Origin of the sequence: Candidatus Merdisoma sp. JLR.KK011 (assembly GCF_036941125.1) — a bacterium.
In the GTDB taxonomy this organism is placed as follows: domain Bacteria; phylum Bacillota; class Clostridia; order Lachnospirales; family Lachnospiraceae; genus Laedolimicola.
The window spans coordinates 2,397,917-2,424,618 of sequence record NZ_JAYWSZ010000003.1 but is presented as its reverse complement, the minus strand read 5'-3'; the positions used below and the strand labels follow the sequence as shown (position 1 = coordinate 2,424,618).

At 48.7% G+C, this 26,702-nt stretch carries 23 protein-coding genes; 19 read left to right on the top strand and 4 right to left on the bottom strand.

Annotation, left to right across the window (positions count from 1 at the left end; genetic code table 11):
• Nucleotides 1–33 precede the first annotated feature (33 nt).
• From VV089_RS12925 to VV089_RS12890, 8 genes are all read left to right on the top strand, one after another.
• Nucleotides 34–1,944, top strand: a complete 1,911-nt coding sequence (locus VV089_RS12925) for a recombinase family protein (protein WP_334336130.1) — start codon at nucleotides 34–36, stop codon at nucleotides 1,942–1,944.
• A 111-nt stretch (nucleotides 1,945–2,055) separates the two neighbouring features.
• Nucleotides 2,056–3,162: a hypothetical protein gene (locus VV089_RS12920; RefSeq protein ID WP_334336129.1), complete on the top strand. Its 1,107-nt coding sequence runs from the start codon at nucleotides 2,056–2,058 to the stop codon at nucleotides 3,160–3,162.
• A 1-nt stretch (nucleotide 3,163) separates the two neighbouring features.
• Nucleotides 3,164–4,429, top strand: coding sequence for a hypothetical protein (locus tag VV089_RS12915; protein WP_334336128.1), 1,266 nt, complete (start codon nucleotides 3,164–3,166; stop codon nucleotides 4,427–4,429).
• Between the two features lie 6 nt (nucleotides 4,430–4,435).
• Nucleotides 4,436–5,299, top strand: a complete 864-nt coding sequence (locus tag VV089_RS12910) for an ABC transporter ATP-binding protein (protein WP_172544281.1) — start codon at nucleotides 4,436–4,438, stop codon at nucleotides 5,297–5,299.
• Between the two features lie 17 nt (nucleotides 5,300–5,316).
• Nucleotides 5,317–6,528 (top strand): ABC transporter permease, encoded by a 1,212-nt coding sequence (locus tag VV089_RS12905; RefSeq protein WP_334336127.1) that lies wholly within the window; start codon nucleotides 5,317–5,319, stop codon nucleotides 6,526–6,528.
• Between the two features lie 113 nt (nucleotides 6,529–6,641).
• The gene (locus tag VV089_RS12900) at nucleotides 6,642–8,651 is read left to right on the top strand and encodes a DUF5050 domain-containing protein (RefSeq protein WP_334336126.1); all 2,010 of its coding nucleotides are present in this window, start codon (nucleotides 6,642–6,644) and stop codon (nucleotides 8,649–8,651) included.
• Between the two features lie 48 nt (nucleotides 8,652–8,699).
• Nucleotides 8,700–9,545 carry an N-acetylmuramoyl-L-alanine amidase gene (locus VV089_RS12895; protein ID WP_334336125.1) on the top strand — a complete coding sequence of 282 codons (846 nt, stop codon included), beginning with the start codon at nucleotides 8,700–8,702 and terminating at the stop codon, nucleotides 9,543–9,545.
• Nucleotides 9,546–9,635: 90 nt separating this feature from the next.
• Nucleotides 9,636–11,342 (top strand): methyl-accepting chemotaxis protein, encoded by a 1,707-nt coding sequence (locus VV089_RS12890; protein ID WP_172544284.1) that lies wholly within the window; start codon nucleotides 9,636–9,638, stop codon nucleotides 11,340–11,342.
• A gap of 69 nt (nucleotides 11,343–11,411) precedes the next feature.
• Here VV089_RS12890 and VV089_RS12885 read toward each other — a convergent pair whose 3' ends face one another.
• Both VV089_RS12885 and VV089_RS12880 read right to left on the bottom strand, forming a co-directional pair.
• The gene (locus tag VV089_RS12885; protein WP_172544285.1) at nucleotides 11,412–11,720 is read right to left on the bottom strand and encodes an AzlD domain-containing protein; all 309 of its coding nucleotides are present in this window, start codon (nucleotides 11,718–11,720) and stop codon (nucleotides 11,412–11,414) included.
• Nucleotides 11,717–12,430, bottom strand: a complete 714-nt coding sequence (locus tag VV089_RS12880) for an AzlC family ABC transporter permease (RefSeq protein ID WP_442891547.1) — start codon at nucleotides 12,428–12,430, stop codon at nucleotides 11,717–11,719. The genes VV089_RS12885 and VV089_RS12880 overlap by 4 nt, the downstream gene beginning before the upstream one ends.
• Nucleotides 12,431–12,752: 322 nt before the next feature.
• Between VV089_RS12880 and argB the strand changes: the two genes are divergently transcribed.
• The 9 genes from argB to VV089_RS12835 all read left to right on the top strand — a co-directional run bounded on the left by argB (nucleotide 12,753) and on the right by VV089_RS12835 (nucleotide 22,959).
• Nucleotides 12,753–13,640 carry an acetylglutamate kinase gene (gene argB / locus VV089_RS12875; protein WP_442891546.1) on the top strand — a complete coding sequence of 296 codons (888 nt, stop codon included), beginning with the start codon at nucleotides 12,753–12,755 and terminating at the stop codon, nucleotides 13,638–13,640.
• The gene (locus tag VV089_RS12870) at nucleotides 13,627–14,820 is read left to right on the top strand and encodes an aspartate aminotransferase family protein (protein WP_334336124.1); all 1,194 of its coding nucleotides are present in this window, start codon (nucleotides 13,627–13,629) and stop codon (nucleotides 14,818–14,820) included. The genes argB and VV089_RS12870 overlap by 14 nt, the downstream gene beginning before the upstream one ends.
• A gap of 95 nt (nucleotides 14,821–14,915) precedes the next feature.
• Nucleotides 14,916–16,325 carry a sugar ABC transporter substrate-binding protein gene (locus VV089_RS12865; RefSeq protein WP_172544287.1) on the top strand — a complete coding sequence of 470 codons (1,410 nt, stop codon included), beginning with the start codon at nucleotides 14,916–14,918 and terminating at the stop codon, nucleotides 16,323–16,325.
• A 137-nt stretch (nucleotides 16,326–16,462) separates the two neighbouring features.
• Nucleotides 16,463–16,894, top strand: coding sequence for a DMT family transporter (locus VV089_RS12860; RefSeq protein ID WP_334336123.1), 432 nt, complete (start codon nucleotides 16,463–16,465; stop codon nucleotides 16,892–16,894).
• A 122-nt stretch (nucleotides 16,895–17,016) separates the two neighbouring features.
• Nucleotides 17,017–17,604: a helix-hairpin-helix domain-containing protein gene (locus VV089_RS12855; protein WP_172544289.1), complete on the top strand. Its 588-nt coding sequence runs from the start codon at nucleotides 17,017–17,019 to the stop codon at nucleotides 17,602–17,604.
• A 13-nt stretch (nucleotides 17,605–17,617) separates the two neighbouring features.
• Complete coding sequence (locus tag VV089_RS12850) at nucleotides 17,618–18,304, top strand: response regulator transcription factor (RefSeq protein ID WP_172544290.1); 687 nt, start codon at nucleotides 17,618–17,620, stop codon at nucleotides 18,302–18,304.
• Nucleotides 18,261–19,718 (top strand): sensor histidine kinase, encoded by a 1,458-nt coding sequence (locus VV089_RS12845; protein ID WP_172544291.1) that lies wholly within the window; start codon nucleotides 18,261–18,263, stop codon nucleotides 19,716–19,718. Before VV089_RS12850 ends, VV089_RS12845 begins: the two co-directional genes overlap by 44 nt.
• Before the next feature lie 31 nt (nucleotides 19,719–19,749).
• Nucleotides 19,750–20,682, top strand: a complete 933-nt coding sequence (locus VV089_RS12840) for a GerMN domain-containing protein (RefSeq protein ID WP_334336122.1) — start codon at nucleotides 19,750–19,752, stop codon at nucleotides 20,680–20,682.
• Between the two features lie 3 nt (nucleotides 20,683–20,685).
• Nucleotides 20,686–22,959 carry a ComEC/Rec2 family competence protein gene (locus tag VV089_RS12835; RefSeq protein ID WP_334336121.1) on the top strand — a complete coding sequence of 758 codons (2,274 nt, stop codon included), beginning with the start codon at nucleotides 20,686–20,688 and terminating at the stop codon, nucleotides 22,957–22,959.
• On the opposite strand, the gene holA is transcribed toward VV089_RS12835, so the two are convergent.
• Entirely contained in the window at nucleotides 22,956–23,939 is a 984-nt protein-coding gene (holA, locus tag VV089_RS12830) for a DNA polymerase III subunit delta (protein WP_334336120.1), read from the bottom strand. The genes VV089_RS12835 and holA overlap by 4 nt on opposite strands.
• Before the next feature lie 76 nt (nucleotides 23,940–24,015).
• Nucleotides 24,016–24,279, bottom strand: coding sequence for a 30S ribosomal protein S20 (gene rpsT, locus VV089_RS12825; RefSeq protein ID WP_172544295.1), 264 nt, complete (start codon nucleotides 24,277–24,279; stop codon nucleotides 24,016–24,018).
• Between the two features lie 222 nt (nucleotides 24,280–24,501).
• On the opposite strand from rpsT, the gene gpr reads away from it, so the two are divergent.
• Both gpr and spoIIP read left to right on the top strand, forming a co-directional pair.
• Entirely contained in the window at nucleotides 24,502–25,359 is an 858-nt protein-coding gene (gene gpr / locus VV089_RS12820) for a GPR endopeptidase (RefSeq protein WP_172544296.1), read from the top strand.
• A gap of 62 nt (nucleotides 25,360–25,421) precedes the next feature.
• Nucleotides 25,422–26,702 (top strand): stage II sporulation protein P, encoded by a 1,281-nt coding sequence (gene spoIIP / locus VV089_RS12815; protein ID WP_334336119.1) that lies wholly within the window; start codon nucleotides 25,422–25,424, stop codon nucleotides 26,700–26,702.

The window sequence follows — 26,702 nt, the reverse complement described above, 5'->3', positions numbered from 1 at the left end:
TAGAATTTTAGTATTAACAGGAGGTGCATGATTATGAGTAATAACCATTTTGCATTTGATATGGCATTGCAGACGCCATTCAATACTTTTAAGGACAAAAACAGAAAAAGAAACATGGTGTTTTATGGACGGGTGTCCACGGAACATGAGGCACAGCTTTCAGCACTGGAAAATCAGATACAATGGTACGACGATCAGTCCAAATTCCATCCAAATTGGAATGTGCTGGACAAGTATATCGACGAAGGTATAACCGGAACTCAGGCAAAAAAACGTCCTGCTTTTCTTAAAATGCTTGAAGATGCAAGAGCCGGAAAATTCGATTTGATTGTTACCCGTGAGGTTTGTCGGTTTGCACGGAATACAGTTGATACGCTTGTGACAACGAGGGAATTAAAAAATATTGGCGTTGAGGTCTATTTTGTCGAAGATAATATATGGACTATGGATGGAGATGGAGAACTGAGATTGACGATTATGGCTACACTGGCACAGGAGGAAAGTCGAAAGGTGTCCGAGCGGGTAAAAGCCGGACAACATATTAGCCGTAACAATGGTGTGATTTATGGAACAGGAAATATTTTAGGATACGACCGTGTTGGCGATAAGTATGTAATAAATGAGGAACAGGCAGAAACAGTCCGCATGATTTTTAATATGTATCTGAATGAAGGGATTGGTGCTACCAAGATTGCCAATGAACTTTGCCGAAGACGGCGTGTCGCTGCTTCCGGTCAAATCAAATGGACATCCTCTAATGTCGGCAGAGTTTTGAGTAATCCCACATATATGGGATATATGGCGTATGGAAAGTCTTTCAGTAATAACTATTTGGAGCAGAAGCGGGTAAATAATCATAACAGTGATACTTATATGTATGTCAAAGCTGATTTCGAACCGATTGTTTCTGAAGAAGACTGGCATAAATGTGAAGCAATTCGAAAGCGCAGGCGTAAAGAATTAAGTATACCAATGAAGCGCAAGACACCGTTTGGAGAAGAAGCAGTTACGATTGCGAAAAAAGAAAGCCATGATAAGTGGAATAGAAAGTTACAATGTGCTTGTGGGGCATCGTTTCGGAAAAATCGCTGGCATAAAAATAAGAATAAAGACTGGTCATATGGTTATCAATGCTATAACCAGCTTAATAATGGTTCTGCAAAGAAGCGCAGGGAACAGGGACTAGATGACACTGGATTTTGTGATATGCAGATGGTAGCCGATTGGAAATTAGAGGTTATGTGTAAAAGGATCATGGAGGAAATCTGGCAGGACAGGAGCGAGGCGATTCAGGAAGCCTGCATAATTTTAAAGAAATGTTATCAGGCAAATATGGATAAAAAGACAGAATCAATCACTACTCAAAAGAAGATTTTGAAAATCAAAAATAAGATTGATAACCTGATTGATTTAAGAACGGAGGGGGACATTACTACTGAGGAATATCGAAGCAGGCGGAAAAAGCTGGAAGAAGAACTTGAGGGATATGAACTGGAATTGGAAGAACAGAGCCTTGCGTTAGAGACTACACCGGAGGACGGTTTGAATTGGGAGAAAATAAAAGCAACACTGAATGAGGTGGTTGATTTTTCCGGTCCCAAAGTGGCTGATAGTATTGTTGATAAATTTGTAGCGAGGATCATTCCACAGGGAAATAACCGTTTTGCGTGGTTTATGAATTTGAGTGCTATGGAACCGCAGCAGATTGATATGGCGGTGGAGGGCAGAAAAAATCATCCGACTGTCTATATCAAAGAGGAAAAGGAAGAAACTTCTGAGGACGGAGAGTCCTCAATACATAGCAATATGTTATTAGTGAGAGATATTGCACTGTTATTGCAGGGGAAAAAGTCATCCCCAGTATCAATACCGCACATACAGTTGCAGAGCCAACAGACTTGTGAGAAATTACAGTTTGTTGGCTCTCTTTATGTAAAGAACTAAGCTGTTTCTCCGTAAACTTTTTTCTATTACTTGACCACATTTTGACTTTTGGTTTTTATAATGGTATTTAGATAATAGAATCCGAATCTAAAACAACTAGGAGGATAGACGATGCGAAAGCGATTCTTATCATTAGCTATGATTCTTGTTTTGCCCTTTTGTGTGGCGGCCTGCGGAAATTATACTTTATCGGACAGCGAAAGCTGTCCGACCGCCCGTAAGGGCATGAATTCAGAGGGACCCGAAGGGTATAACATTGCGGACGAGAATGCCCCGCCGCAAACTATAGAAGAAGACCCATTCGCCGGGGCGCAGGAGGACGGAGATTTAGGGTTTCTCAGTCATGGGGAAGCGGATCCTGCCAGAGCCGATGACCAGAGTGTTTTGCCTTATGAGTATCATGGCGGAGAATTTGTCCTGGACTATCAGTTTGTGTCAGAAGGAAAATTGGACAGCATTGGCTTCCTGCTTTTTTTGGACGGAAAGCCGCAAGCCTACAAGGTGAACGACACAGGAGCGGAATATGAGTATCTCCACTGCTTCCGGACATCAGAAAAGCACGAAGAGAAATTTTCCTTTGTGTTCACACCGGACACAGGGAAAAAAGGCGATACCCTGAATATGACGGTCGTGAGTGTCACCAGGCCCGATTTCCAGCCTGATATGAAAGAAACCTCAAGCTATGGCTGGTATCATCAGAGTTTCGAAAGAGTGCTGAAACTGCATTTTAATGGGGATGCTCCGGAAAATGACAGAATCAATGGAGAAAGTATAACTGCTTTTCGTGATGTCAGCATTTCAGAGGAAAAAGTCACTTCCTCTTTTATTGAGAATGAGCTTGTGAGAGCAGGATGGAATGGCGTTACGATGGATACCCTGGATAACAGTGTCTATTGGACGCTTGTCTATGACGGCGAGGTGGTGTATGACAATATCAACCTTACCGGGAAAGATACGCTTACCGTGCGCTACACCCTTTGTGGAACGCCAGGCGCAAGATATGGCATATCATTTTTCTTAAACCATAAGCCCATATCTTTTGAGGGAGCGGTTTCCCGTGATGTCACATTAAGCAAAGGAAATGTGTGGATTATTGAAGCAACCATAGATACCGCTAAGCTGGATGGTTTCAATACTTTTTATGCGACAGCCGTCGCAGCGGACGGAAATTCAGTTACAAGTAAAACCAGTTCAATTTTATTATACAAGGAGGACTAAAATGAAAACAAAATGGATGTGTATGATACTTATGCTTGCTTTGGCGCTTCCTCTGTCGGCCTGCGGGGATAGACAGGAGAATGGGAACAGCTCTGAAAATGGAGCCATAAACATGGAGCCGCAATCCGTAGAAGATGATTCATCGGAAAATACCGGAAATGAAAGCAGCGAAATGAACGTGATTGATCAACAGGATAACGGTACGGATAAAAATATGATGGCGGTCGGCGGGGTCAAGGATTCCGCTTTTTCAGGAAAGGTCAGAGGCTGCTATTATGCCGATGGAAGCCGGATTATCGTTGCGGCGGATCAGCTTTATCTTTACGATACGGGGAAAAGCGAAACAATCGCAAGTGCGGATATTTCCATGGGAGACTTATGCGTACAGACCTTTACAGACGGCTACTTTGTTGTGGGCCAGGGAAAGGCTGGCGGCGGAGACAGCAACGGTTCATTTGCTGCATCAGACAGCGACGGAATCAATGGATACATACTGAATAAGGACTTTGCTATTCAGGATACCATTTCCTTTAGCGGATTATTAAGTGACGATTTTATCCCGCAGATCACAGGGATAGCTATTTCACAGGACGGAAAACAGGTTGCTTTCGGCGGACTTCAGGGGCTTTACCTTTATGATGTTTCTTCCCGGAAGGTTCGTACCATTCTGAACTATTCCGAAGAAGGCACGGCAGGTAATATGCAGATTGCAGCCATGGACAGCCTTACCTTTACGGGGGACAACACTTTAGTCTATGTAGGCATGGCTGCAGATACCTCCATTGGCGGGGATGGGGTCAGTGTTTATGGTACAGTATCCACAGACAGCGCAAAGCTCACGATTACCAAAAAGGGGGATTACAAGGTAGATACGGAAGAAGTGCAAAAGGGCGGAAACCTGCTTATTATGCCCCAGAGCTTTGACGAAAATAATGGAACCCTGCTGATGCTTGATACCATATCCAATACGGAAAATACGATGTCGTTCTCAAGCCGCAGTGAGGGAAAAGACGGTGTTTACTGCTCCGGGCAGGGAAAATATGTGGCTGCTGCTATTTTGGAGGAAAGCAGTGTTACAATCAACATTTATGATACGGCATCGGGAAAACGTATCCATACGAAAACCGTTCAGGACAGCAACAGTACCTATTTCCTGCGTGTTCCACAGATTTTGATTTTGGATGAATCCGGCACCTGTATCGTTGTGCTTGGACGGGGTATTGACGAGGTAAGCACCTTGATAACAACCTTTGGCTTTGCGGGGTGATTCCCTATGAAAATATCATTACGAAATGTTTCAAAGCAGTATAAGGGCAAGTATGCCCTGAAGGATTTCACTACGGAACTTACGGAGGGTGTCTATGGGCTTTTGGGCGCTAACGGTGCGGGAAAGACGACACTGATCAATATACTTGTGGGTATTTTGGGAAGCGATGGCGGAACGGTTTTGATTGACGGACAGGATGCAGGAACTTTGGGTAAGGACTTCCTGTCAAAAATCGGATATATGCCGCAATATCCTGTCTTCTACCGGGATTTTACTGTAATGGATTTTCTGCTGTATATGTGCGCACTGAAAGGAATCCCTGACGAACAGGGGAAAAAACGAGCTTTGGAGCTTCTTAGCATTGTCAATCTTTCAGATGCGAAAGAGAAAAAGATTGGCGCTCTTTCCGGCGGTATGCGGCAGAGGGTCGGCATTGTCCAGGCGATGCTGGGCGATCCTGAAATTCTTATTTTGGATGAGCCGACAGCAGGGCTTGATCCCAGTGAACGTATCCGTTTCCGCAACCTGATCTCAAAATTCGCACAGGGACGGACAGTTTTGCTGGCCACCCATATCGTTTCCGATGTGGAGTGTATCGCAAAGGAGATTATGATCTTAAAGGAAGGCTCCTTAATAACCCAGGGAACTACCGACACATTAGAACAGAATATCTATGGGAAAGTGTGGGAGGTGACAGTAAACGGGGAAGACGCCGCCAGACTTGGAAGCGAATATTATGTCAGCAATATGAAACAGCAGGGGGAACGCTTTTTGGTAAGAATCGTAAGCGATATGCTGCCTGCTTCAGACGCAGTAAAGGTTTCCCCTAATCTGGAAGATGTATTTCTGTATTACTTCCGCGGGCAATGAGTTAAGGGAGAGATCATATGACACGCTTAATCAAATATGAATTTTACAAATTATTCTGCAAGCGGTCAATACTTGTTGTATTCCTATTGTTCAGTGTAATAAACCTGTTCAAAATAAACAGCGAATTCCACTCGTATTCCTACCTGGCGGACGGAAATGACAGCCGCAGCTGGAACAGCGTGTATTGGCAGCTTTATGAGGATTACAGAGGGGAGATCACTGCTGAAAAAATCAATCATCTTCTTTCCATATATCAGCCGTTAGCAGACGCTACGGCTGATATGACAGCAAGCACAGCCAAAGACAATCCGGATATGATGACGGGGAATATATACAGTGACCGGAATATCTTGGAAAAATACTATGTGGAGCCTATGGAATATTTCTATCATTATCAGACTTATGCCCTTCAAGTGGCAGAGAGGGCAAAGGAAAATGCCGCTGTTTACAAAGAACGGGGGCAGACTGTAGAAGTACGTAAAAACAGTGTGATCTATCACCTTTATTCAGGGCGGAGCATAAAAGACTTTGCCTATGAGGAGATGTATAACTATTATCTGAACTATGATTTTTCGGTCATATTGGTTTTATTTCTTTGTCTGTACGGGGTTGTCAGTACCTTTGTCTGCGAAAAGGAAACACAGATGGATATGCTGCTGCTGACAAATCCGGGCGGCGGTAAAAAGACCACATTTGCTAAAATTACTGCGGCTTCTTTGTTTGTAATCAGTGTGGCCATATGGTTTTCTGTTGTGGATTATATTGGCTTTGTGTATTTCTTCGGAACGGCGGAAGGAGGAAATCTTCCGCTGTATGCTGTCAGCAATTTCAGCACGGCTGCGGTAAACTGTAATTTATGGCAATATGCGATTCTGTCCGCAGTGACAAAGGCAGTGGGCGTATGGACGATGAGCATGGTGTTTCTATTGATTTCCTTGTTTGGGCACAGTGTCCTTGTTCCGTTTGTCGCTGATTTCGGAGCAGCCCTGTGTTTTATTATTACAGGTGCGTCGCAGAGCTGTTTCAGTAATACCTGGCTCAAGATTATAAACCCATATTCGCTGCTTGCTAACCGCATACTATTTGGCAAGACCGAGTTTATTGATTTTGCAGGATATCCGGTACAGAGCTTCCAGGCAGCAATTATTTTTGCCATATCCGCAGGGGTGGTTTCCATAACGGCAATGATGATGCTTTCTAAAAGGAACTCTTATTGCCGGAATCAGTAATATCCCGCACTGTGCACAAATCGATTTTCAGACACATGCACTTTGTGGCTGGAAATTGATTTAGGAAAAGGTGTACAGGGAGGGATATTACGGGACTTTAATTGGAGGATAAAATGTCTGGATTTATGTACGAAGTAAAAAAGATTATGCTCTGGCAAAGGGGGCTGTTCTATATTGCCCTTGTCCTGCTTTTTGGCACGGTCTGGCTTGCCTTGTCCGACAACCCTGTAGACATAGCGATGGAGCAGTATAAAAATGAATATGACTGGTATCTGGAAAAGGTAAACGGATACTGCACCGAGGAATCTTCCCTTTATCTGGAGCAGGAGGCGGAGCGGATTGCAAAAGCGAAGGAGAGGCAGAACAGCCTTTTGGAGAACTACTATGACGGGAAGATCAGTGAAAGTGAATATAAAAAAGAGAGCCGGGAAATAGAGAAGGTTCTGGAGCGTCAAAATGGATTTGAGGTTATCTATCAGCAATATCTCTATATCTGCGAAAATGCGGGGAACCGCTGTTTTCTCCGGACAAACGGATGGATGGGGCTTCTTGGCAAAGGTACGCTTAATTTCATTCTCTTCCTTGGCATTTTGCTGATTGTTACGCCTGTTTTCTGTTCTGAGTACAGCTGCCAGATGGACACCCTGATCCTGACTGCAAGGGAGGGGCGAAAAAGCGCTCTGTATAAGCTGCTCATTATTACCACGGCCGTTCTTTTCCTGTCGCTTTGCATTTCGCTTATTGAATACGGATTTTACAGGTTCAAATACGGACTGCCGGATGGGGATTATCCGATTCAGAGTATTCGTTACTTTGCAGACAGCAGCAAGGATATGTCGCTGCTGGAGGGATATGTATCAATAGGGCTGCTCCGGATGTTTGGCAGTGTGTTTCTTGCGATACTCCTGATGTTTATTTCCGTTTTAGCAAAAAAATATGCGGTCACCCTGCTGAGTGGTGCGGTGTCCGTGATGATTCCCTATATAGGCTTATCAAAAACCGGCATTTACCGTCTGCCGCTGCCGCTGCCGTTTCTGCTTGGAACAGATTTTTTTGCAGGGGATATTGTTATGAGCGATGCCCTGACGGGTGATGAGAAAATTGTTTTTGCGGAGATTGGTACGGTTACGCTGTTGACCTTGCTCTTTGTATCTGTGCTTTTGTGTACTTTGGCCGTTGTCTGGATTTTACGGCGCAATTCTAACAGATGGCTGATGAAATCAGGGCAAAAGAAGCGTGGGGCGGCTTTCGTTGTCATGTTTGGCCTGGCATTGGCAGTGACGGGATGTTCAGGCCGTGGAAAAACGGGAAGCGTTGTCTATAATTCATCGGCAGGGTATGACTGTATGGGATATGAAATCATACAAGATGCAGGGGATTTTGATTATTCTCTCAAAAATATTTCCACGGGGGAAACATATCCTTTAGCACGTTCTCCTATGTTTGGGGTATTTTCTGATGAAGAAGAAATATGTGCGTTTTATGTGTGTCCGCCATATCTGTATTACACCACATCGGTTATGGAAAGCTATGTCAACCGGGTGGGAAACTATAACAGCAATATAACGAAAGTGTCGGTTGTAGAGCTGAATCTGAATACCTTTGAGGAAAAAACAATCTTTGAGCAGATGACGAATTCCGGGCGTTCTCTTTTGGGCATTGACTATGAAACGGGGGATAAATGGAAGTTCCTGGATTTTCACCACGCTTTTTTCCTGAATGACGATAACCTGTTTTTCATTGGCAATGACGGCATAACAAAAGTAAACCGGTATACCGGAAAAACTGTAAAGCTCGACATTCCTGTAAACGGAAATATTTCATTCGATGGGGAAAGCATCTTTTACAAAAATGAACAGGGGGTTTTAACAAGATATGACGTTTCCGGTAATGAAACTTACACTTATGAAAATATAGCTGCATATGATTTCTGCATGGATGAGCAGTCAATCTATTATATTTCCAGAACGGACGGCGGAGACTTGTATTCCTGCGGCAAGGACGGGAATAACAAGGAATTGATCAGTCATATACCTGCAATGTCTGTTACCTGTGATACAGAAAATATTTATGTGTTATCAAAAGAAAGTGGTGAGGAAATCGCTTTACCAAAAAGCCATTGATTTCCGCGGGGGTGTTGACTTATTCCAGATTGAGGAACAAATGCGGCAATGAACAGGAAACAATACCAAAAGAGGAAAAAACTCAGAAAGAGAAAGATGAAGCGGCTTATGATTGCGTATCTGCTGAGGGCAATCGTCATACTGATACCAATTATAATGATGATACTTATGGCTTGCGGATGTCTTTACATATACGAGAGATTTACAAAGGAAGATGAAAAGGTAAATAAATACACGGATATATACACAGGTAGAAACGCAGGCAGCGATGTTGTTCCTGTTGCTTCAGCAGAGAATAATGCCCCGGGGTTTTGTGTTGTCGTGGATGCAGGGCATGGAGGAAGTGACGGAGGTACTGTCAGCGGCAAGGCAGTAGAAAAGGATATTAACCTTTCGGTTGCGCTGAAGCTGAAAGCTATTCTGGAGAATGACAATATAGAAGTTATTCTGACCAGAAGCTCCGATGAAAATATGAGCCTTGCAGAGCGTACTTCCGTTGCAAATGCCTCCAATGCAGATTTTTTTATCAGTCTTCATTGCAATTATTATGAGAAGGGTGCCCAGATAGCTGGTTTGGAATGTTATTACAACAATTCAAATGCGACAGAAAGCAAAGGATATGCAGAAAGTATCATCAACGCAGTTTCGCTAAGTGAGGATATTGAAACGAGGTACGCAAAAACAGAGGGTTATTATGTTTTGCGAAACACGCAAATGCCCGCTGTTTTGGTAGAAATGGGATTTCTCTCAAATTATTCTGAGAGTCAAAAGCTGCTGGATGACGATTATCAGGAAAGTTTGGCACAGAGAATTGCAGAAGGAATTTCCAATGAAATGAAGGAAGGAGATTTTCCGTTTTACTTATCAAACAGAAAAAACATGCCGATATATTAAAAAACGCTGTGGGGAAAATAAGTAGAAAATAGCGATTATTTTCCGCAATTAGCAGTTACAAGCAGCAGAATATCAAAGGAGAATGGAGACATGATTAACTACTTACGTAATTTGAGAATCAGATTCAAGCTTTATGTCCTCATAGGAGTTGCGCTGATTGGCATGTTTATTATCAGCGGTATGTCGTTTTTTCTTATGGGACGGATGAACGACATGACAAATGATATTTCAACAAGCTGGCTTCCCAGTATCGATACGGCAAGGGAACTGACCAATACGCTTTCGAACATCCGTCTCAATGAATTAGGATATCTCACGGCAGTTTCTGATGAGGTAGAGGCATCCAGCCTTCAGTATCTTGAGAAGGAAAAAGGAAATATGGATGCGCTCTTAGCCGCATACAAGGAGTTAATTGATGAGGAGGAAACTGGTTTCTATAATAATGCAATGAACCTCTGGACCCAGTACAGGGAAGCAGATGAAGAAATAATTGCCTTAGCCCAGCAGGGCCGCATAGAGGATGCCCGGGCGCTCCTGGAAGGGGAATGCGTAGACCTTTACAATTCTTTAAACAGCGCCTTTCAGGAAATTGTGGCCTACAATACAGAGGGCAGTGATGCCGCAGCAAAAGAAAGCGCTTCCATTTACATAACTTCCAACGGTCTTATGACGGCAATTGTTATTGCGATAATCCTTGTGGGCGTCTTCTTCTCATTTGTGATTGTACGCCTGATTAAGCTTCCCATTTCCGAAATTGAGGATGCCGCTGTCAAAATGGCAAAGGGTGATTTGGATGTAGAGATTGCCTATACCTCTAAGGATGAGCTGGGAGTTCTTGCAGAGCAGGTACGCAGATTAATCCGCAAGCTCCAGGTGATTATTGACGATGAGAATAAATTTCTGGCTAAAATGGCAGCCGGGGATTTTACGGTGGACTCTGTCTGTGAGGAAGAATATACAGGAGGCTTTTATCCGCTGCTTATTTCTTTCCGGGGCATTGCAAAGAAGCTCAACGACACGATGCTGCAGATCAGCCAAAGCTCCTCTCAGGTTGCAAGCGGATCCGAGCAGGTATCGAATGGAGCCCAGGCGCTTTCCCAGGGAGCGACTGAGCAGGCAAGCTCCGTGCAGGAACTGGCCGCTTCGATCAGCGAAATCTCTGATAAGGTGAATGAGAATGCAGACAATGCACGGCAGGCCAATGCAATGGCAGGCAGCGTCAGCTCGGAAATGAATATGAGCAATGATAAGATGCAGCAGATGATACAGGCGATGGGCGATATCAGCAGCTGCTCCAGTGAAATCGGCAAGATCATTAAGACCATTGAAGACATCGCTTTCCAGACCAACATTCTTGCCCTTAACGCTGCGGTGGAAGCCGCCCGGGCAGGTACTGCTGGAAAAGGGTTTGCCGTGGTGGCTGATGAAGTCCGCAATCTGGCAAGCAAAAGTGCGGAGGCCTCGAATAACACCTCTGTTTTGATTGAAAATTCACTAAAGGCAGTAGAAAACGGGACACAGATTGCCGGAGAGACGGCCCAGTCCCTGCTTCAGGCAGTAAATGCCGTAAACGAGATGACAGGCATTATCGGAAACATTTCTGAAGCCAGCAGCAATCAGGCCGAAGCTATCTCTCAGATTACAATGGGAATTGACCAGATCTCAAGCGTCGTGCAGACGAATTCTGCGACTGCGGAAGAAAGCGCGGCCGCAAGCGAAGAACTGTCCAGCCAGTCGCAGCTTATGAAGAGCCTTGTGGGAAGATTTAAGTTAAAGGGCGGTTCTCAGACATTTTAAAAAGTATTTTTTCATGGGGCTGATGGCTTTTGCAACAGCCCCCTTTTTTATGGTACGCCCAGTATGTGTTTATACTAAAAACAACTCCAGCACAAACACCACCAGGCAGGCGCAGACCGACACCTGCAGAAGGCTCTTCCCCTTCCATGCCAGCACGATCCCAGTCAGCAGCGCAGCCCAGGCAGACCAGAGGCTTCCCGTCTCGGATAAAATGGCCGGAAAGGTCATCACGGCCAGGGTAACATAAGGCACGTAGAAAAGAAAAGAGCGGATAAAAGGATTGGTAATTTCCTTGCGTATGAGCACCAGCGGAAGCATCCGTATCGTATAGGTAACGGCCGCCATAACAAAGATGTAGAGATAAATATTGTGTGTCATGCTTTTTGCTCCTCCTTAACGGGAAATAAGACAGCTGCGCCCCCGGCAAGGAGCACCGTCAGTAAAATGGTACGTGTACCAGTGGATAAGTCCGCAGTCAGGGGCAGCTTCGTGAAGGCGAAGCTGGCCGCCATGGAAGCGAAAATCACCCCAGCCAGAACCTTGCTTTTTCTGGCAGGCGGAATAATCACAGCCAGGAACATCCCGTAAAGCCCCACACTCAGAGCGCGTACCACATTGGCCGGCAGCAGGTTCCCCATAAGCACACCCAGATATGTGCCCGAAGCCCATCCGGGAGCGGCGATGGCAATCAGCCCATAGGTATAGAAGGGATTCAGCTTTCCGGGAACGCTCATAGACACGCCGAAGATCTCGTCCGTCACATCAAAGCTGATCAAAAGCCGGTGGAGAAGAGAGGTGTCCGGGGACAGCTTCTGGCTCATGGCGCAGGACATGAGAAGATACCGTGCATTGGCTACCAGCTCCATGACAGCCAGCTCCAGGTATCCGGCCCCGGCGGCCACAAGGGTGAAGCCGGCAAACTGACCGGCGGAGGCGTTGTTGGTGAGGCTGGTGAGCATGGCCTGGAAAGGGGTAAAGCCGGCATTTTTCGCAGCAATGCCCAGAGTAAAGGATACGGCCAGGTATCCAAGAGAAATGGGAATGCCGTCACGCAGTCCCTTTAAAAACCAGTTCTTATTATCATAAATCATCATAGCAGCTCCTCTTACGTAATCGTAATCTATTTTAGCGCGCTTCGCCCAAACAGTCCAGAAAATTTTTTGATTTTTAGTAACGGCTGGGATGGGCAGCAGGACGGACAGTTACAGTTCACTCCGTGACCAGTAACGACAGACATTACCTTGTAAGTTTTTGAAATTAAGAAACTTGACATGTCCGTTCCAACGTTTATAATAAATGCCAGAGACATTATCACAGCTTACCCTTGGCAGGACAGCGGATTCTTTTTTGCCAGGGGAGGGCGGGACATTTGAGAAGTATGAGGAGATTATGATGAGCAGGGAAGAAGAAATGAAGCGTTCCCTGGAGAAGGCGCAGGTCTTAATCGAGGCTCTGCCTTATATCCAGAGGTTCAACCGGAAAATAATTGTAGTAAAATACGGCGGAAGCGCCATGGTAGACGAGGAATTAAAGCGCAACGTCATCAAAGACGTCACCCTTTTAAAGCTGGTAGGCTTCAAACCCATTATCGTCCACGGCGGCGGCAAGGAGATCAGCCGCTGGGTGGGAAAGGCCGGCATGGAGCCTCGCTTTATCAATGGTCTGAGGGTGACAGACGCAGATACCATGGAGATTGCAGAGATGGTTCTTGGCAAGGTCGGAAAGAGCCTGGTGCAGATGGTGCAGGAGCTGGGCGTCAAGGCTGTCAGCATCAGCGGCAAGGACGCCGGCCTTCTTAAAGTGGAGAAAAAATATTCCAACGGAGAGGACATTGGCTTTGTAGGGGAGATCACAGAGGTAAATCCCAAGATCCTCTACGATCTGCTGGAAAAGGATTTTCTTCCTATTGTGTGTCCGGTGGGAATGGACGAGGATTTTCAGACCTACAACATCAATGCAGACGATGCCGCCTGCGCCATTGCAAGGGCCGTCAATGCGGAAAAGCTGGCGTTTCTCACAGATATTGAGGGTGTCTACCGGGATCCGGAAGATCCTGCCACCTTGATTTCCGAGCTGCATGTAAAGGAAGCAAGGAAGCTTATCGAAGGCGGAACCATCGGGGGCGGTATGCTGCCGAAGCTTAACAATTGTATTGAAGCTATTGAAAACGGCGTATCCAGGGTGCATATTCTGGACGGGCGGATTGCGCACTGTCTGCTTCTGGAGATCTTCACCAACAAAGGAATCGGCACAGCCATCTTAAGCGAAGGAGAAAACAATTATTATGACGGAGAATAAAGAGACCATCATCAAGCGCGCGGAGGAAGCCGTCTTACATACCTATAACCGTTATCCTCTTGTGCTGGAAAAGGGCGAGGGCGTCTATCTCTGCGATACGGAGGGAAAGAAGTACCTGGATTTTGCAGCCGGCATCGCAGTTCAGGCTCTGGGCTATCACTATCCGGGCTATGACGAGGCATTGAAGAGGCAGATTGACAAGCTCTGCCACACCTCCAATCTGTTTTACAATATTCCGGCCATGGAGGCTGCAGAGAAGCTTGTGAAGGCCAGCGGCATGAGCCGGGTATTTTTCACCAACAGCGGCACGGAAGCCATTGAGGGAGCGTTGAAAACAGCCAGAAAGTATGCCTGGCTGAAGGATAAGAGAGAGGATCACGAGATCATTGCCATGAAGCATTCCTTTCACGGCAGAAGCATGGGCGCCCTGTCCGTGACGGGAAATGAGGCCTACCAGGCGCCGTTCCGTCCCCTGGTGGGGGGCATCCGTTTTGCTGATTATAACGATCTGGACAGCGTCCGGGCGCAGCTTACAGACAGAACCTGCGCCGTTATCCTGGAAACTGTCCAGGGCGAAGGCGGCATTTACCCGGCCTCGGAGGAATTCTTAAGGGGTGTAAAGGCGCTCTGTGAGGAGCGGGACATTCTGCTTATTCTGGACGAGATCCAGTGCGGCATGGGCCGCACTGGCCATATGTTTGCGTGGCAGGAATACGGCGTGGAGCCCGATGTGATGACCTGTGCCAAGGCCCTTGGCTGCGGCGTTCCCGTGGGAGCCTTTGTGCTGAATGAAAAAGCAGCAAAAGCATCCCTGGCTCCGGGCGATCACGGAACCACCTATGGAGGCAATCCTTTTGCCTGTGCGGCAGTCAGTGCGGTTTTCGACCTTTTTGAAGAAAATCAGATCATCGATCATGTCCGCAGGGTAAGCGCATATCTGGAGGAGAAGCTGGATGACCTGGCAGAAGCCTATGATTTTATAAAGGAGCGCCGGGGAAAGGGGCTGATCCAGGGATTGGAAGTCCAGGGTAGACCTGTGGGCGAAATTGTGGTAAAATCACAGGAAGCAGGTCTTTTGATTATCACGGCGGGAAGCAATGTCCTTCGCCTGGTTCCGCCTCTGATTATTGAAAAGAAGCATGTGGACGAGATGATCGAGAAGCTTGTGAGTGCATTTTGAATTTCATACGCCGAGGAAGATGCCGCTGCCGCAATGCGTCTGCGGCGCAGAATCCCACAGGCGGGATTCTTATTTACTTAGAAAAGGAATGATTTATGAGACAGAAATTATATCGCAGAGCCCTTGCCATTCTCTGTGTACTTCTGGTGTTTTCCCAGATGGTACAGGCGGCGGCTTCCTATCATAACGAGCAGCAGAGACTTCTGGAGGAAGAACTGACGAAAGAAAAGTCCAAGCTGACCCTCTGGTACACAGACGACAAGCTGAATGCCTATCTGGTAGAGGCGGCGGCAGAATTTGAGGAGCAGCACAAGGTAGAGATTACCCTTCAGCTTGTTACGGCAGTGGATTATATCGAGAATATCAATACAGCCAGTATATCAGACCTGGGCGGCCCGGATCTCTTTGTAACCTCCAGCGAGCTTTTGGAAAAGGCGAGACTGGCCGGCCTGGCAGTGGAGAATGACAGCTTTACAAAGCAGGAGCTGGAGGCGTTCTTCCCTCAGAAGGCTCTGGACGCAGCGACCTGCGGCGGAAAACTGATGGCTTACCCCTTTTATTTTGAGACTTGCTTTCTTCTTTATAATAAAGGCTACACAGATGCCGCTCCGAAAGCCATAGACGAGATTCTTGCCTATGCGGATAATTTTGAGTCGGGCGCAGGTACGGAAAATGTAGAAAGCATTTTTAAGTGGAATGTGGCGGATATTTTCTTTAATTTCTTTTTTATCGCCAATTATGTGAACCTGGGAGGGCCCACCGGGGATAATAAGGCGGAGGTACAGCTGTCTGCGGAGGAGATTATCGAGTGCCTGAAGTACTACCAGAGCCTGAACGCATTCTTTGCCATTGATGCGGACGAGGTGACTACAGACAATGTGCTGCAGGAATTTATTGACGGAAAGATTGTATATACCATAGCGAAAACCGACGCTATTGCAAGGCTGGATGCGGCGATTGCGGAGGGGCTGGTGTACCAGATTCCCGAGGAAGAAGCGCAGGAACCTGCAGAGGGAGAGGAAGGCGGGGAGGCGGAGCCGGAAGAAGGGGCTCCGGAGGCGGAAGTACCAGAGGAGGAAGTACCGGAGGAGACGCCTGCGGATAACGGGTATTTTTACGGAATCGCCCAGGTGCCGGATCTGACGGAAGGGCTTCATACAAAGGGGCTTTCCGTAACCAACTCCGTAGCTGTGAACGCTTACTCCAGAGAGCGTGATCTGGCGAAAGCTTTTGCAAAGTACCTTACCTACGACAAGGCAAACGACCTTTACACCATGACAGATAAGATGCCTGTAAAAATGGGAGTCAGCTACGCAAACAGTGAAATGGAGATTCTGATTGCCCAGTACGAGGATTCCGTGGAGGTTCCGAAGATCACGGATCTCTCCAATTATTGGATTGAGATGGAGATTGTCTTTGCCAACATCTGGCGGGGGAATGACGTACAGGAGGAGATTGACGCTGTGAATCAGTCTGTACAGACCCAGCTTCAGACAGAAGAGTAAGCACAGCGCAGACAGGCGCTGCCAGTCACGGAGTGAACAGTGACAGGGGGACAGAAGCTGCTGCTGTGTCAGGCGAATAGAATTCCAATCATAGGGAAAGCTAACACGAGAGAAAGAGACCGAAGGAGGCTTTTACTATGATTGGAATTTTTGTTGCCCTTATTTCCGGGGCGCTGATGAGTATTCAAGGGGTATTCAATACAGAAGTTACGAAGAGCAGCAGTATGTGGGCATCCGCAAGCTGGGTACAGTTTTCCGCCCTTCTCACCTGCCTGGCTGTGTGGGCCTTCCGGGAGCGGGAAAATCTGATGAACGTATTCCAGGTAAGTCCCAAATATATGCTGCTGGGAGGCGTGATTGGCGCTTTTATTACCTTTACGGTGATTCAGAGCATGAACAGCTTAGGCCCGGCCAGGGCAGTGATGCTGATTGTGATTTCCCAGCTGATTGTGGCCTATCTCATTGAGCTTTTCGGCATGTTCGGCGTGGAAAAGGCAGCGCTGGAATGGCGGAAGCTTCTGGGGATGGCCATTGCCATCGCCGGCGTCGTCCTGTTCAAATGGGAATAATTCAAAAGGGCTGTGCTCAAATGAAACGGAAATGAAAAAAAGGTTGTAATCATCTGAAAAATCAGCTACACTAAGAATGTCTGAATCAGAGGGGTCCGGGTCCGAAGGAAAGGATCTGGAAGATGAGGAAGAACGTAAAACGAATGGTATGGAGTCTGTGGGCAGTAGTGGTTCTGCTCTGTGCCGGCTGTAAGAGCCAGCCTGTGCTCTATGACAGCGAAGAGACCCTGGAGGAGCCCTTAAGGGCAGAGAAAAGCGAAGAGGATGAGGAGGCAGAGGAAAAAGCTCCCGCCAAAATCTGCGTCTATGTCTGCGGCGAGGTAAGGAATCCGGGGGTCTATGAGCTGGAGGCAGAGGCCCGGACGGCAGCGGCGGTGGAGGCAGCCGGCGGAATGACGGAGGAGGCGGCAGAAAGCTGGCTGAATCTGGCGGAGCATCTCGCAGACGGACAAAAGATAGAAGTTCCCTCCAGGGAACAGGAGGAGAAGCTTAAGGAGGAGGCTCTGGCGGCGGAGAGCAGCCTGGTGAATCTGAATCAGGCTTCGGCAGAGGAGCTTACAACGCTTCGGGGAATCGGGGAGTCTAAGGCAGAGGATATCCTTAAGTACAGGGAGACCCACGGGGGCTTTCAGACCATAGAAGAGCTGATGCAGATTCCCGGAATCAAGGAACGGGTTTTTGAAAAGATCAAGGATCAGATTACAGTGTGAAAGAGGCAGAAAAATGGCAAAAAAGGTATTGGTAGTTGACGATGAAAAGCTGATTGTAAAGGGCCTGCGTTTCAGTCTGGAGCAGGAAGGAATGGAAGTGGACTGCGCTTACGACGGAGAGGAAGCCCTGGAATACGCCCGAAGCAAGGAATACGATATGGTACTTCTGGATGTAATGCTGCCGAAGATGGACGGCTTCGAGGTCTGCCAGCAGATTCGTGAATTTTCCAATATGCCCATTGTGATGCTCACCGCCAAGGGAGACGATATGGACAAGATCCTCGGCCTGGAGTATGGGGCGGATGATTATATCACGAAGCCCTTTAACATTCTGGAGATCAAGGCCCGGATCAAGGCCATTATGCGTCGGACAGGCAGGCCGGAGAAGGGAAGCCAGGGCAAGGTTGTGGAGGCTTCGGAGCTTCGGATGGATCTGGAGAGCCGCCGTCTGTTCATTGCCGGGAAGGAGATCAATCTGACTGCAAAGGAATTCGATCTTCTGGAGCTGATGGCGCTGAATCCGGGGAAGGTCTATGGACGTGAGAGCCTTCTGAACACCGTATGGGGCTACGAGTATCCGGGGGATGTGCGAACCGTGGATGTGCATATCCGGCGTCTCCGGGAAAAGATAGAGACAAATCCAAGCGAACCTAAGTATGTTCACACAAAGTGGGGAGTGGGCTATTATTTCCAGGCATAGAGTTGTTATTACATATTTAAAAAGTTTAAAGTTCCGGGTGTTCCTGGTTCTTCTTCTGGCCGGCTGGCTGCCTATGCTCATTGTCGCATCCGGCATCCTGGACAGCTACCGGGAACGGGCAATCAAGGTCAGAGGGACGGATGTGCAGAACCAGTGCCGGATTCTGTCCAATCAGCTTATCAGCTATAATTATCTGAAGGATCCTTCTTCAGAGCTTATCGGCGGAGAATTGACGCAGCTTTCCAACCTGTATGACGGCCGGATTATTGTCATTGACGAGAATTTCAAGGTGATTCGGGATACCTACGGTCTCATTGAGGGAAAGCTGGTGGTGTCGGAGGAAGTGATCCGCTGTTTTCAGGGGGAGACCATCAACCAGCTTTCCACAAAGCGTTACATAGAGATGACCATCCCCATCCAGGAAGCAGACTCCCAGAAGATACAGGGGGTATTGCTGGTGAGCGTGTCCACAGACAGTATCTGGGACAATCTGGATGTGTTGACGGGGAATGCCCGGATCTTTGTTCTGATCTGCGGCGTGCTGGTGCTGACCTTTGCGGTGCTTCTGTCTTATTTTCTGGATCGGCCTCTTAAGCGGATGATACACTCCCTGCAGGAGATTGCAGAGGGACACAGTACAGAGGATTTGAAGGTTAAGACGTATACGGAGACAGAGCAGATTTCCCAGGAATTCAATAAGATTATGAATCAGATGCGGGTGCTGGATGAGTCCCGTCAGGAATTTGTGTCCAATGTGTCCCATGAGCTGAAGACGCCTCTGACCTCCATGAAGGTGCTGGCAGACTCGCTGTTGTCCCAGGAGGAGGTTCCCATAGAGCTCTATCAGGAGTTTATGAACGACATTGCGGAGGAGATCGAGAGGGAGAATAAGATCATTACAGATCTATTGTCCCTGGTGAAGATGGACAAGAAGGCGGCGAACCTGAATATCGAGCCGGTGGACATCAACGATCTGCTGGAGCTGATTTTAAAGCGTCTGCGGCCCATTGCCAGCCGGAAAAACATCGAGATGGTATTGGAGAGCTTCCGCCCTGTGACGGCGGAGGTGGATGCCGGACGTCTGACCCTGGCCTTTACCAACCTGATGGAAAATGCAGTGAAATATAACAGGGAAAACGGCTGGGTTCACGTATCCCTGGATGCGGATCATAAGTTTTTCTATGTGAAGGTTATGGATTCCGGCATGGGAATTCCCGAAGAATCCATTGATTATATTTTTGAACGCTTTTACCGGGTGGACAAGTCTCATTCCAACGAGATTGACGGAACAGGCTTAGGGCTTGCCATTACAAGAAGCGCCATACAGGTACATAAGGGCGCGGTTAAGGTAACCAGTCATCTGGGGGAGGGAACCACCTTTGCGGTTCGTATTCCCTTGAATTATATTGCATAGACGGTTCGTGCGGGTGCTTGGGAGGTAAGCGATGAGAAAAAACAGGCCTATGGCGTCTGCTATGCTTCTGGTTCTGCTGGCAATTGTCCTGGGGGGCTGCGCCCATCAGAAGGAGGAGCCCAGGGAGCCAAAAGGATATCAGGTTTATTATATCAACAAAGAGGAAACGGCTGTGGTGAAGGAGGCTTATGCCCCGGCCGCCGAGAATGGGCAGGAGCTGCTGGAAGAGTTCATTCTCTGCCTGCAGGAGGATTCTGTGGACGGAGAGCTGAAATCTGCAATTCCTGACAATGTGTTTCTTCTGAATTATACCCTGGAAAACGGACAGCTTTCCCTGTCCTTTGCCCAGCCTTATCTGGAGATGAGCAAGCCCTATGAGATTCTCTGCCGTTCTGCCGTTGTGCGGACGCTGTGCCAGATTCCGGAGGTGGAGTATGTATCCTTCCTGGTAGGGGACAAACCTCTTCTGGATTCCAACGAGACGCCCATCGGTCCCTTGAACGAGGAAAGCTTTGTGGAGAATGCCGGAAATGAGATCAACACATACACCATGACCACCCTGCAGCTTTACTTTGCCAACGAGAAGGGAGACAGGCTGGTAGGAGAACGGGTAGAGGTTCACTACAGCAGCAATATGTCTGTGGAGAAGCTGGTGGTGGAACAGCTGATCAAGGGACCCATTACAGAGAAGGCTTATCCGGCCATTCCTCCGGAGACAAAGATTGTCAGCGTATCCACCAAGGACGGAATCTGCTATGTGAATCTTGACAAGGGCTTTCTGGGGCAGGGCTATGATGTCCTTGAGATGGTGCCGGTGTACTCCATTGTGAATTCTCTTACGGAGCTGCCGGGAATCAGCAAGGTGCAGATTCTGATCAATGGAGAGACGAATATTACCTACCAGGAGAGTATCCGGTTTGAAACCATATTTGAACGTAATCTTGATATGATTGAGGAAAGTTAAACCATGATAAAAAAACGGCCGTTATGTATGGCTGCCCTGGCCGTGGCAGTTCTCTTGCTGCTTCTGCCCTCCGGAATCTGGATGCATGCATCCCCTCCGGAGGGTGTAAGCCCTACCGGAGGGATTACAGGAGAGATATGCAGGATTGAGAAAAGAGCAGAAGGACAGGCAGTCCATTTAAAGCATTCTAACATTTCAGATAAAGGGATTCTTCTCATTTACTTCGATGCCGAGCAGCCTTTTTCCGTCGGCAATACCATACGAATCGAACCTCCATACCGCATATGGGAGCCGGAAGCCCCGTCCAATCCGGGGCAGTTTGACGCCCGGCTTTATTACCAGACACAGCATATTACGCATCTGGGAAGTGCAGAGCATGCAGTGCTCACCGGGGACAGGGTATTCTGGCCAGGGGAGCTTCTGCGGCGGCTAAGGGAGAATTTAAGTACCAGGTGCACCCGTCTGTTTGGAGAAAAGCAGGGCGGCGTGCTAAGAGCGATGCTCCTTGGAGACAAGACAGAGCTTTTGGAGGAAACAAAAAATATTTATCAGAAAAGCGGCATGTCCCATCTGCTGGCGATTTCCGGGCTTCACATTTCTATCGCAGGCGCCGGCCTGTACAAGCTTCTGCGCAAAAAGGGATGCTCCTATGGCTTTTCCGGCGGCCTGGGGCTTACGCTGGTGCTCCTGTACGGGGCTATGACGGGAATGAGTGTTTCCACAGCCAGGGCCGCTGCCATGTTTGCCTTGGCTGTGGCTGCAGATTTTCTGGGCCGCAGCTATGACATGCTGACTGCCCTGGCGGCTGCGGCTCTGCTGCTTCTATTGGAACAGCCGCTGTATGTCCGCAGCGCCTCTTTTCTGCTCTCCTTTGGGGCGGTGCTGGGTGTGGGAGCCCTTTATCCGGCAGTCCGCAGACTTTTTCCTGTTTCCGGAAAGGTGTGGGAGGCTTTTCTTCTAAGTCTTTCCATCCAGCTTGCCACGCTTCCCCTGGTTCAGTGGTTCTATTATGAATTCCCCCTCTATTCCATCGGTTTAAATCTTCTGGTGATTCCCTTGATGGCGGCGCTGATGTTCTGCGGAATCGGGGCGCTGGGAGTAAGCTTTCTTTCCTGGCGGGCTGCTTGGGCGCCAGCCTTTGCCTGCCGGCTGATATTAAGCCTTTACGAAGGCCTGGGGAAGGGGACGCTTCGCCTTCCCTGGTCGGTGATTGTCTGCGGAAGGCCGAAGCTCTGGCAGATTATTTTGTACTATGGGGGGCTTGGGGGTCTTATCCTGTGGCAAAGCCAGGTAAGGGAGAGAGAAAAGTGGAGGCTGTGTGCGAAAGCGGCTAAGGGAGAAGAGGAAGGAGAGCCGGGGAGAGGAGCAGAGGAAGAGGGAATAAAGAGAAGGCGGAAAAAAGAAAGGGGGTTAAGTCTGGCGGCGGCATTTTTGCTGTGTGTCTGCCTGCAGTTTCGCTTTTCTGGAGGGTTTTCCTTTACCATGCTGGACGTAGGCCAGGGGGACAGTCTGTTTTTCCGCACACAGGGAGGAATGGCCTGCCTCATTGACGGGGGAAGCAGTGATGTGAAGCAGGCAGGGCGTTACCGGATTCTGCCCTTTTTAAAGGAGCAGGGAGTGGGAAAGCTTCACTTTGTTATGGTAACGCATACGGACAAGGATCACATTTCAGGGGTGGAGGAGCTGCTTTTGCAGGCCGCAGAGCCGGGGGGAGTGAGGATTGGAGCTTTGCTGCTCTCGGAGCAGTCTTACCGGGAGGAGGCCGGAAGAGAGCTTGCGGCCCTGGCGAAAAAAGCCGGCGCAGCCGTGAAGGTGATAAAGGCCGGAACGGTTCTGGAGGATAAGGGGGTGAAGCTGTTCTGCCTTCATCCCGGGAGGGAAGGACAGTATGCGGATCGCAATGCAGGCTCCCTGGTATTCCGGCTGGCCTACAAAGAGTTTTCCATGCTTTTAACGGGAGATTTGGAGGAAACAGGAGAAAAGGAGATTCTGGGACAGGGGACGGATATAAGATGTGAGGTTCTAAAGGCGGGACATCATGGCTCCCGGTTCTCTACCTCGGAGGAATGGCTTAGAAAGGTGCAGCCAAAGCTTACGTTGATTTCCTGCGGTCGGAATAATTCTTACGGCCATCCCCATGAAGAAACTCTGGAGCGTCTTGAGGACGCAGGAAGCCGAAAGCTTCTGACCATGGAGGAGGGAGCTGTGACCATACGAAGCGACGGAGTGTCTTTTTGGGCGGAGGGATATAAGAAGAGCAGCCGGCCGGCTCGTTAAGCCGCCTGGCTGTATTTGACAATCAAAAGCTCTACGCTTAGGATATCATTCATCCGGCCGGTTTTTACGGCCTCTTCCGCGTCTGCGCAGTCCCGGACGGCAGCTTCTAACTGCTCCAGGGAAAAGCTTCGGGCCTGGCCCATGCAGCGCCCGGCGATAAAGGGGGCAAGCTGGGCCTTTGAGGCGATAGCTCCCTTGTCGAAGCCCTTTGCCATAAGACTTTTTACCAGAAGGAGCTGCTGGAACTGCCGGGCAATCAGAAAGAGAATCCGCATGGGAGGCTCTTTCAGAGCCAGCAGATCGTAGTAGAGATCAAGGGCTTCCTTCTGCTTCTTTTCGGCAATGGCCCGAATCATGTCAAAGATCTGGCTGCTGGTGAGAACGGTGCAGATTTCCGCCACATCCTGGGGGGTGACAGCCTCTCTTCCGTGGGTGTAGCTGAGGAGCTTTTCCAGTTCGCTGGAGATATGCTCCATGTCTGTGCCGGTACGTTCCAGAAAGAGGGCGAGAGCCTGACGGGAGATCTGCTTTCCTTCTCTTTTCAGAGTGCCCAGGATCCATTTTGTGAGGGTGGCTTCGTCCTGGGGCTGGAATTCCGCAATCCGGCCTTTGCTCTTTACTGCCTTGTACAGGCGGCTGCGCTTGTCCACCTCGGTTTCCACAAAAAGCAGGCAGGAGGTGTCGGGCATGGAGGGCAGATAGTTGGCCAGGACATCGCATTTTCCTTTGAAAAAACCGCTGTTTTCTACAAGGATAACCCGGCGCTCTGCAAAAAAGGGCAGGGTTTCGGCCAGGTCGATAAGCTCCTCGGGCCGGATGCCCTTCCCTTCAAAACGGGATACGTTCATGGTATCCTGGGGATCGGCCAGGGCGCCAAGCAGGCGGTTCCGGTACTGGGTGCGCAGATAAGCCTCCTCTCCGCAGAGGAGATAAGAGGATTTAAAGGAACCGTTTTTGATATCTTCGGACAGCATTTTCATGGCGAGCGCCTCCTTGTACATGAAAAAAAGATACCCAACTGACGGTATTGGGCATCTTTTTATAAGGTTCTCTGATTTATGCGATGCTGTTTACAGCCTTGGTTAAACGAGAGATCTTTCTGGAAGTTGTGTTCTTGTGATACACTCCCTTTGAAGTCGCTTTGTTCATGGTTGCAATTGCAGCTCTGAGGCTTGTCTTTGCAGCCTCCGGATCCTTAGCGGCAATGGCAGCGTCAACCTTCTTGATTGCGGTCTTGACCTCGGACTTGATCGCCTTATTTCTTGCGGCTCTTGTCTCGGCTACCAGAATTCTCTTCTTTGCGGACTTAATATTAGCCAACCCGTACACCTCCAAATTGTTTATTTCTCTTATCTGATATATCCGTACATGCTCCGTAAAAGCCGGACACGGACGTCTTAACGGAACATGTCACTGTTTGGCTCATCCAAACATACTCATTTATTTTATGCCAGGAAAGGCATTCTGTCAATACATAAATCCTAAAAATAATGGAAAATACTAATAAAAAGAGCAAGGCAATGCAGAACAGGAGTATGGACTATGGAACGATTTCAAGTACGGACGGATCTGGCCCTGGAGGCCAGGGAGAGCTTTGAAGAGGACGGCGTGGAGATCCGCGGCGTAGCCATCGAGGAATCTTACGATGAGGAGCGGGACATCCGGGTGACGCGGGTGAATATTGAGACAGAGAACGGGGCAAAGGCCATGGGAAAGCCTGTGGGAACTTATCTGACTCTGGAGGCCCCCAGGCTTTCGGATCCGGACGAGGGGTATCACCGGGAGGTATCAAAGCAGCTGGCCCGGGAACTAAAAAGTCTTCTCGGAACCGAAGAAGAGAAGTCGGTACTGGTTGTGGGACTTGGCAACCGGGAGGTGACTCCGGACGCCCTGGGGCCGGAGGCGGTGAACCATCTGATGATCACCCGTCATGTGGTAAGGGAGTATGGAAAAGAGGCTCTGGGAAAAAGCAAGGTGCATCTGGTAAGCGGAATTGTTCCGGGAGTTATGGCCCAGACAGGCATGGAAACCTTTGAGATTATCAAGGGAATCGTCGATGAGACCCGGCCGGATGTGGTGGTGGCTATCGACGCACTGGCGGCCAGGAGCACAAAGCGTCTGAACCGGACGATCCAGCTTTCGGATGCCGGAATCCATCCGGGATCCGGAGTGGGAAACCACCGGAACAGTTTGACAAAAGAGAATCTGGGAGTTCCCATTGTGGCAATCGGCGTGCCTACGGTGGTGGACGCCGCTACGATTATTTACGACGCCACCGGAGACCGGGATGCGATTTCGCCCAATCTCAATGGGATGTTTGTGACACCGAAGGATATTGACGAGACCATAAGGCGCTTAAGCTTTACCATTTCAGAGGCTCTTAACATAGCGCTGGCATAGGAATTTCCGGAATAAGGCCGTCTCTTTTTGAATATATTAAAGAGAGTATGGAGTGATTGGAAATGAGCCGTCTGCATAGAATCGTAAATGCAATTGTATGGGGAATTATCATGGTGCTGGGAATCTATATTCTCGGTTATGGGGTAAAGGGGCAGTCTTTTGCAAAGGCTGCCTATGCTTGTGTGAAGGCGCTGTCCAACGGGGAAGGGAGCCTTCAGAGAGCGGCGGAAAAGACCCTGTATCCGGGTCTTGCCTTCGCAGCCGGGGATCGGGAGCTGTCCTACAGCCTGGAGGAGTTTCTTCTTCACAAGGCTGTGGGGTTATTTCCCTTGTACTCCTTTTTGGACGAGAAGGAGCTCTATGAGACGGAGATTGAAAGCCAGGCCGCCTATGACATTCTGGTGGAGGGCGGCGCCCACGATGAAAATGAGATCGACCAGCGCACGGGAGAGGCCTTCGATCTGGCAGAGAAGATGGAGGAGGAGAATCTGCAGGCCGCTTACGACCAGGAGCAGGCGGAGCTTTCGCAGGCCGGGGAGAATCAGCCGGCAGCTGGCACAGAGTATATGACGGAGCAGCTGGCAGATTTTGACTTTCTTAGAAATAATTTTTACATTGTGGAGAACAATACGGATATCAGCGGCGAGCTGCTGAATGCGGAGCTTCTCCTTAATAAGGATATGCAGATTCAAAATATGGATTCCGGGCCTCAGATACTGATTTATCACACCCATTCCCAGGAGGGCTTCGTAGATTCTGTGGCAGGCGACAACAGCACCACCATTGTGGGGGTAGGGGATTATCTGACGGAGCTTTTGGAGGATACCTACGGCTACCAGGTGATACATAATAAAAATGTCTATGATTTCATTGACGGAAAGCTGGACAGAAACCGGGCCTATGCCCTGGCAGAGGAGGAGGTACAGCGGATTCTGGAGGAGAATCCTTCGATCGAGGTGATTATTGATCTTCACCGGGACGGGGTGAAGGAGGGAACGCATCTGGTGACGGAGGTGAACGGGAAGCCCACGGCTCAGTTTATGTTTTTTAACGGGTTAAGCTTCAGCAAGAGGAACGGCGTGATTGATTATCTGCCGAATCCTTATATTGAGGATAATCTGGCGCTGTCGCTGCAGCTGAAGCTGGCTTGTGAGAAGTATTACCCGGGGCTTAGCAGGAAGATTTATCTGAAAAGCCTCCGTTATAATCTCCATCTAAGGCCCAAGTCTCTGCTGGTGGAGGCGGGAGCCCAGACAAACACGCTGGAGGAGATGATGAATGCGATGGAGCCGCTGGCTTTTGTGCTCCATGAAGTGCTGGGCGGGGGAATACAAGAAGAGTGA

Excerpts from the sequence above, each read along its gene's own strand:
- VV089_RS12925 (WP_334336130.1), top strand. The coding sequence starts at position 34 with ATGAGTAATAACCATTTTGCATTTGATATGGCATTGCAGACGCCATTC.
- VV089_RS12920 (WP_334336129.1), top strand. The coding sequence starts at position 2,056 with ATGCGAAAGCGATTCTTATCATTAGCTATGATTCTTGTTTTGCCCTTT.
- VV089_RS12915 (WP_334336128.1), top strand. The coding sequence starts at position 3,164 with ATGAAAACAAAATGGATGTGTATGATACTTATGCTTGCTTTGGCGCTT.
- VV089_RS12910 (WP_172544281.1), top strand. The coding sequence starts at position 4,436 with ATGAAAATATCATTACGAAATGTTTCAAAGCAGTATAAGGGCAAGTAT.
- VV089_RS12905 (WP_334336127.1), top strand. The coding sequence starts at position 5,317 with ATGACACGCTTAATCAAATATGAATTTTACAAATTATTCTGCAAGCGG.
- VV089_RS12900 (WP_334336126.1), top strand. The coding sequence starts at position 6,642 with ATGTCTGGATTTATGTACGAAGTAAAAAAGATTATGCTCTGGCAAAGG.
- VV089_RS12895 (WP_334336125.1), top strand. The coding sequence starts at position 8,700 with ATGAACAGGAAACAATACCAAAAGAGGAAAAAACTCAGAAAGAGAAAG.
- VV089_RS12890 (WP_172544284.1), top strand. The coding sequence starts at position 9,636 with ATGATTAACTACTTACGTAATTTGAGAATCAGATTCAAGCTTTATGTC.
- VV089_RS12885 (WP_172544285.1), bottom strand. The coding sequence starts at position 11,720 with ATGACACACAATATTTATCTCTACATCTTTGTTATGGCGGCCGTTACC.
- argB (WP_442891546.1), top strand. The coding sequence starts at position 12,753 with ATGAAGCGTTCCCTGGAGAAGGCGCAGGTCTTAATCGAGGCTCTGCCT.
- VV089_RS12870 (WP_334336124.1), top strand. The coding sequence starts at position 13,627 with ATGACGGAGAATAAAGAGACCATCATCAAGCGCGCGGAGGAAGCCGTC.
- VV089_RS12865 (WP_172544287.1), top strand. The coding sequence starts at position 14,916 with ATGAGACAGAAATTATATCGCAGAGCCCTTGCCATTCTCTGTGTACTT.
- VV089_RS12860 (WP_334336123.1), top strand. The coding sequence starts at position 16,463 with ATGATTGGAATTTTTGTTGCCCTTATTTCCGGGGCGCTGATGAGTATT.
- VV089_RS12855 (WP_172544289.1), top strand. The coding sequence starts at position 17,017 with ATGAGGAAGAACGTAAAACGAATGGTATGGAGTCTGTGGGCAGTAGTG.
- VV089_RS12850 (WP_172544290.1), top strand. The coding sequence starts at position 17,618 with ATGGCAAAAAAGGTATTGGTAGTTGACGATGAAAAGCTGATTGTAAAG.
- VV089_RS12845 (WP_172544291.1), top strand. The coding sequence starts at position 18,261 with ATGTTCACACAAAGTGGGGAGTGGGCTATTATTTCCAGGCATAGAGTT.
- VV089_RS12840 (WP_334336122.1), top strand. The coding sequence starts at position 19,750 with ATGAGAAAAAACAGGCCTATGGCGTCTGCTATGCTTCTGGTTCTGCTG.
- VV089_RS12835 (WP_334336121.1), top strand. The coding sequence starts at position 20,686 with ATGATAAAAAAACGGCCGTTATGTATGGCTGCCCTGGCCGTGGCAGTT.
- holA (WP_334336120.1), bottom strand. The coding sequence starts at position 23,939 with ATGAAAATGCTGTCCGAAGATATCAAAAACGGTTCCTTTAAATCCTCT.
- gpr (WP_172544296.1), top strand. The coding sequence starts at position 24,502 with ATGGAACGATTTCAAGTACGGACGGATCTGGCCCTGGAGGCCAGGGAG.
- spoIIP (WP_334336119.1), top strand. The coding sequence starts at position 25,422 with ATGAGCCGTCTGCATAGAATCGTAAATGCAATTGTATGGGGAATTATC.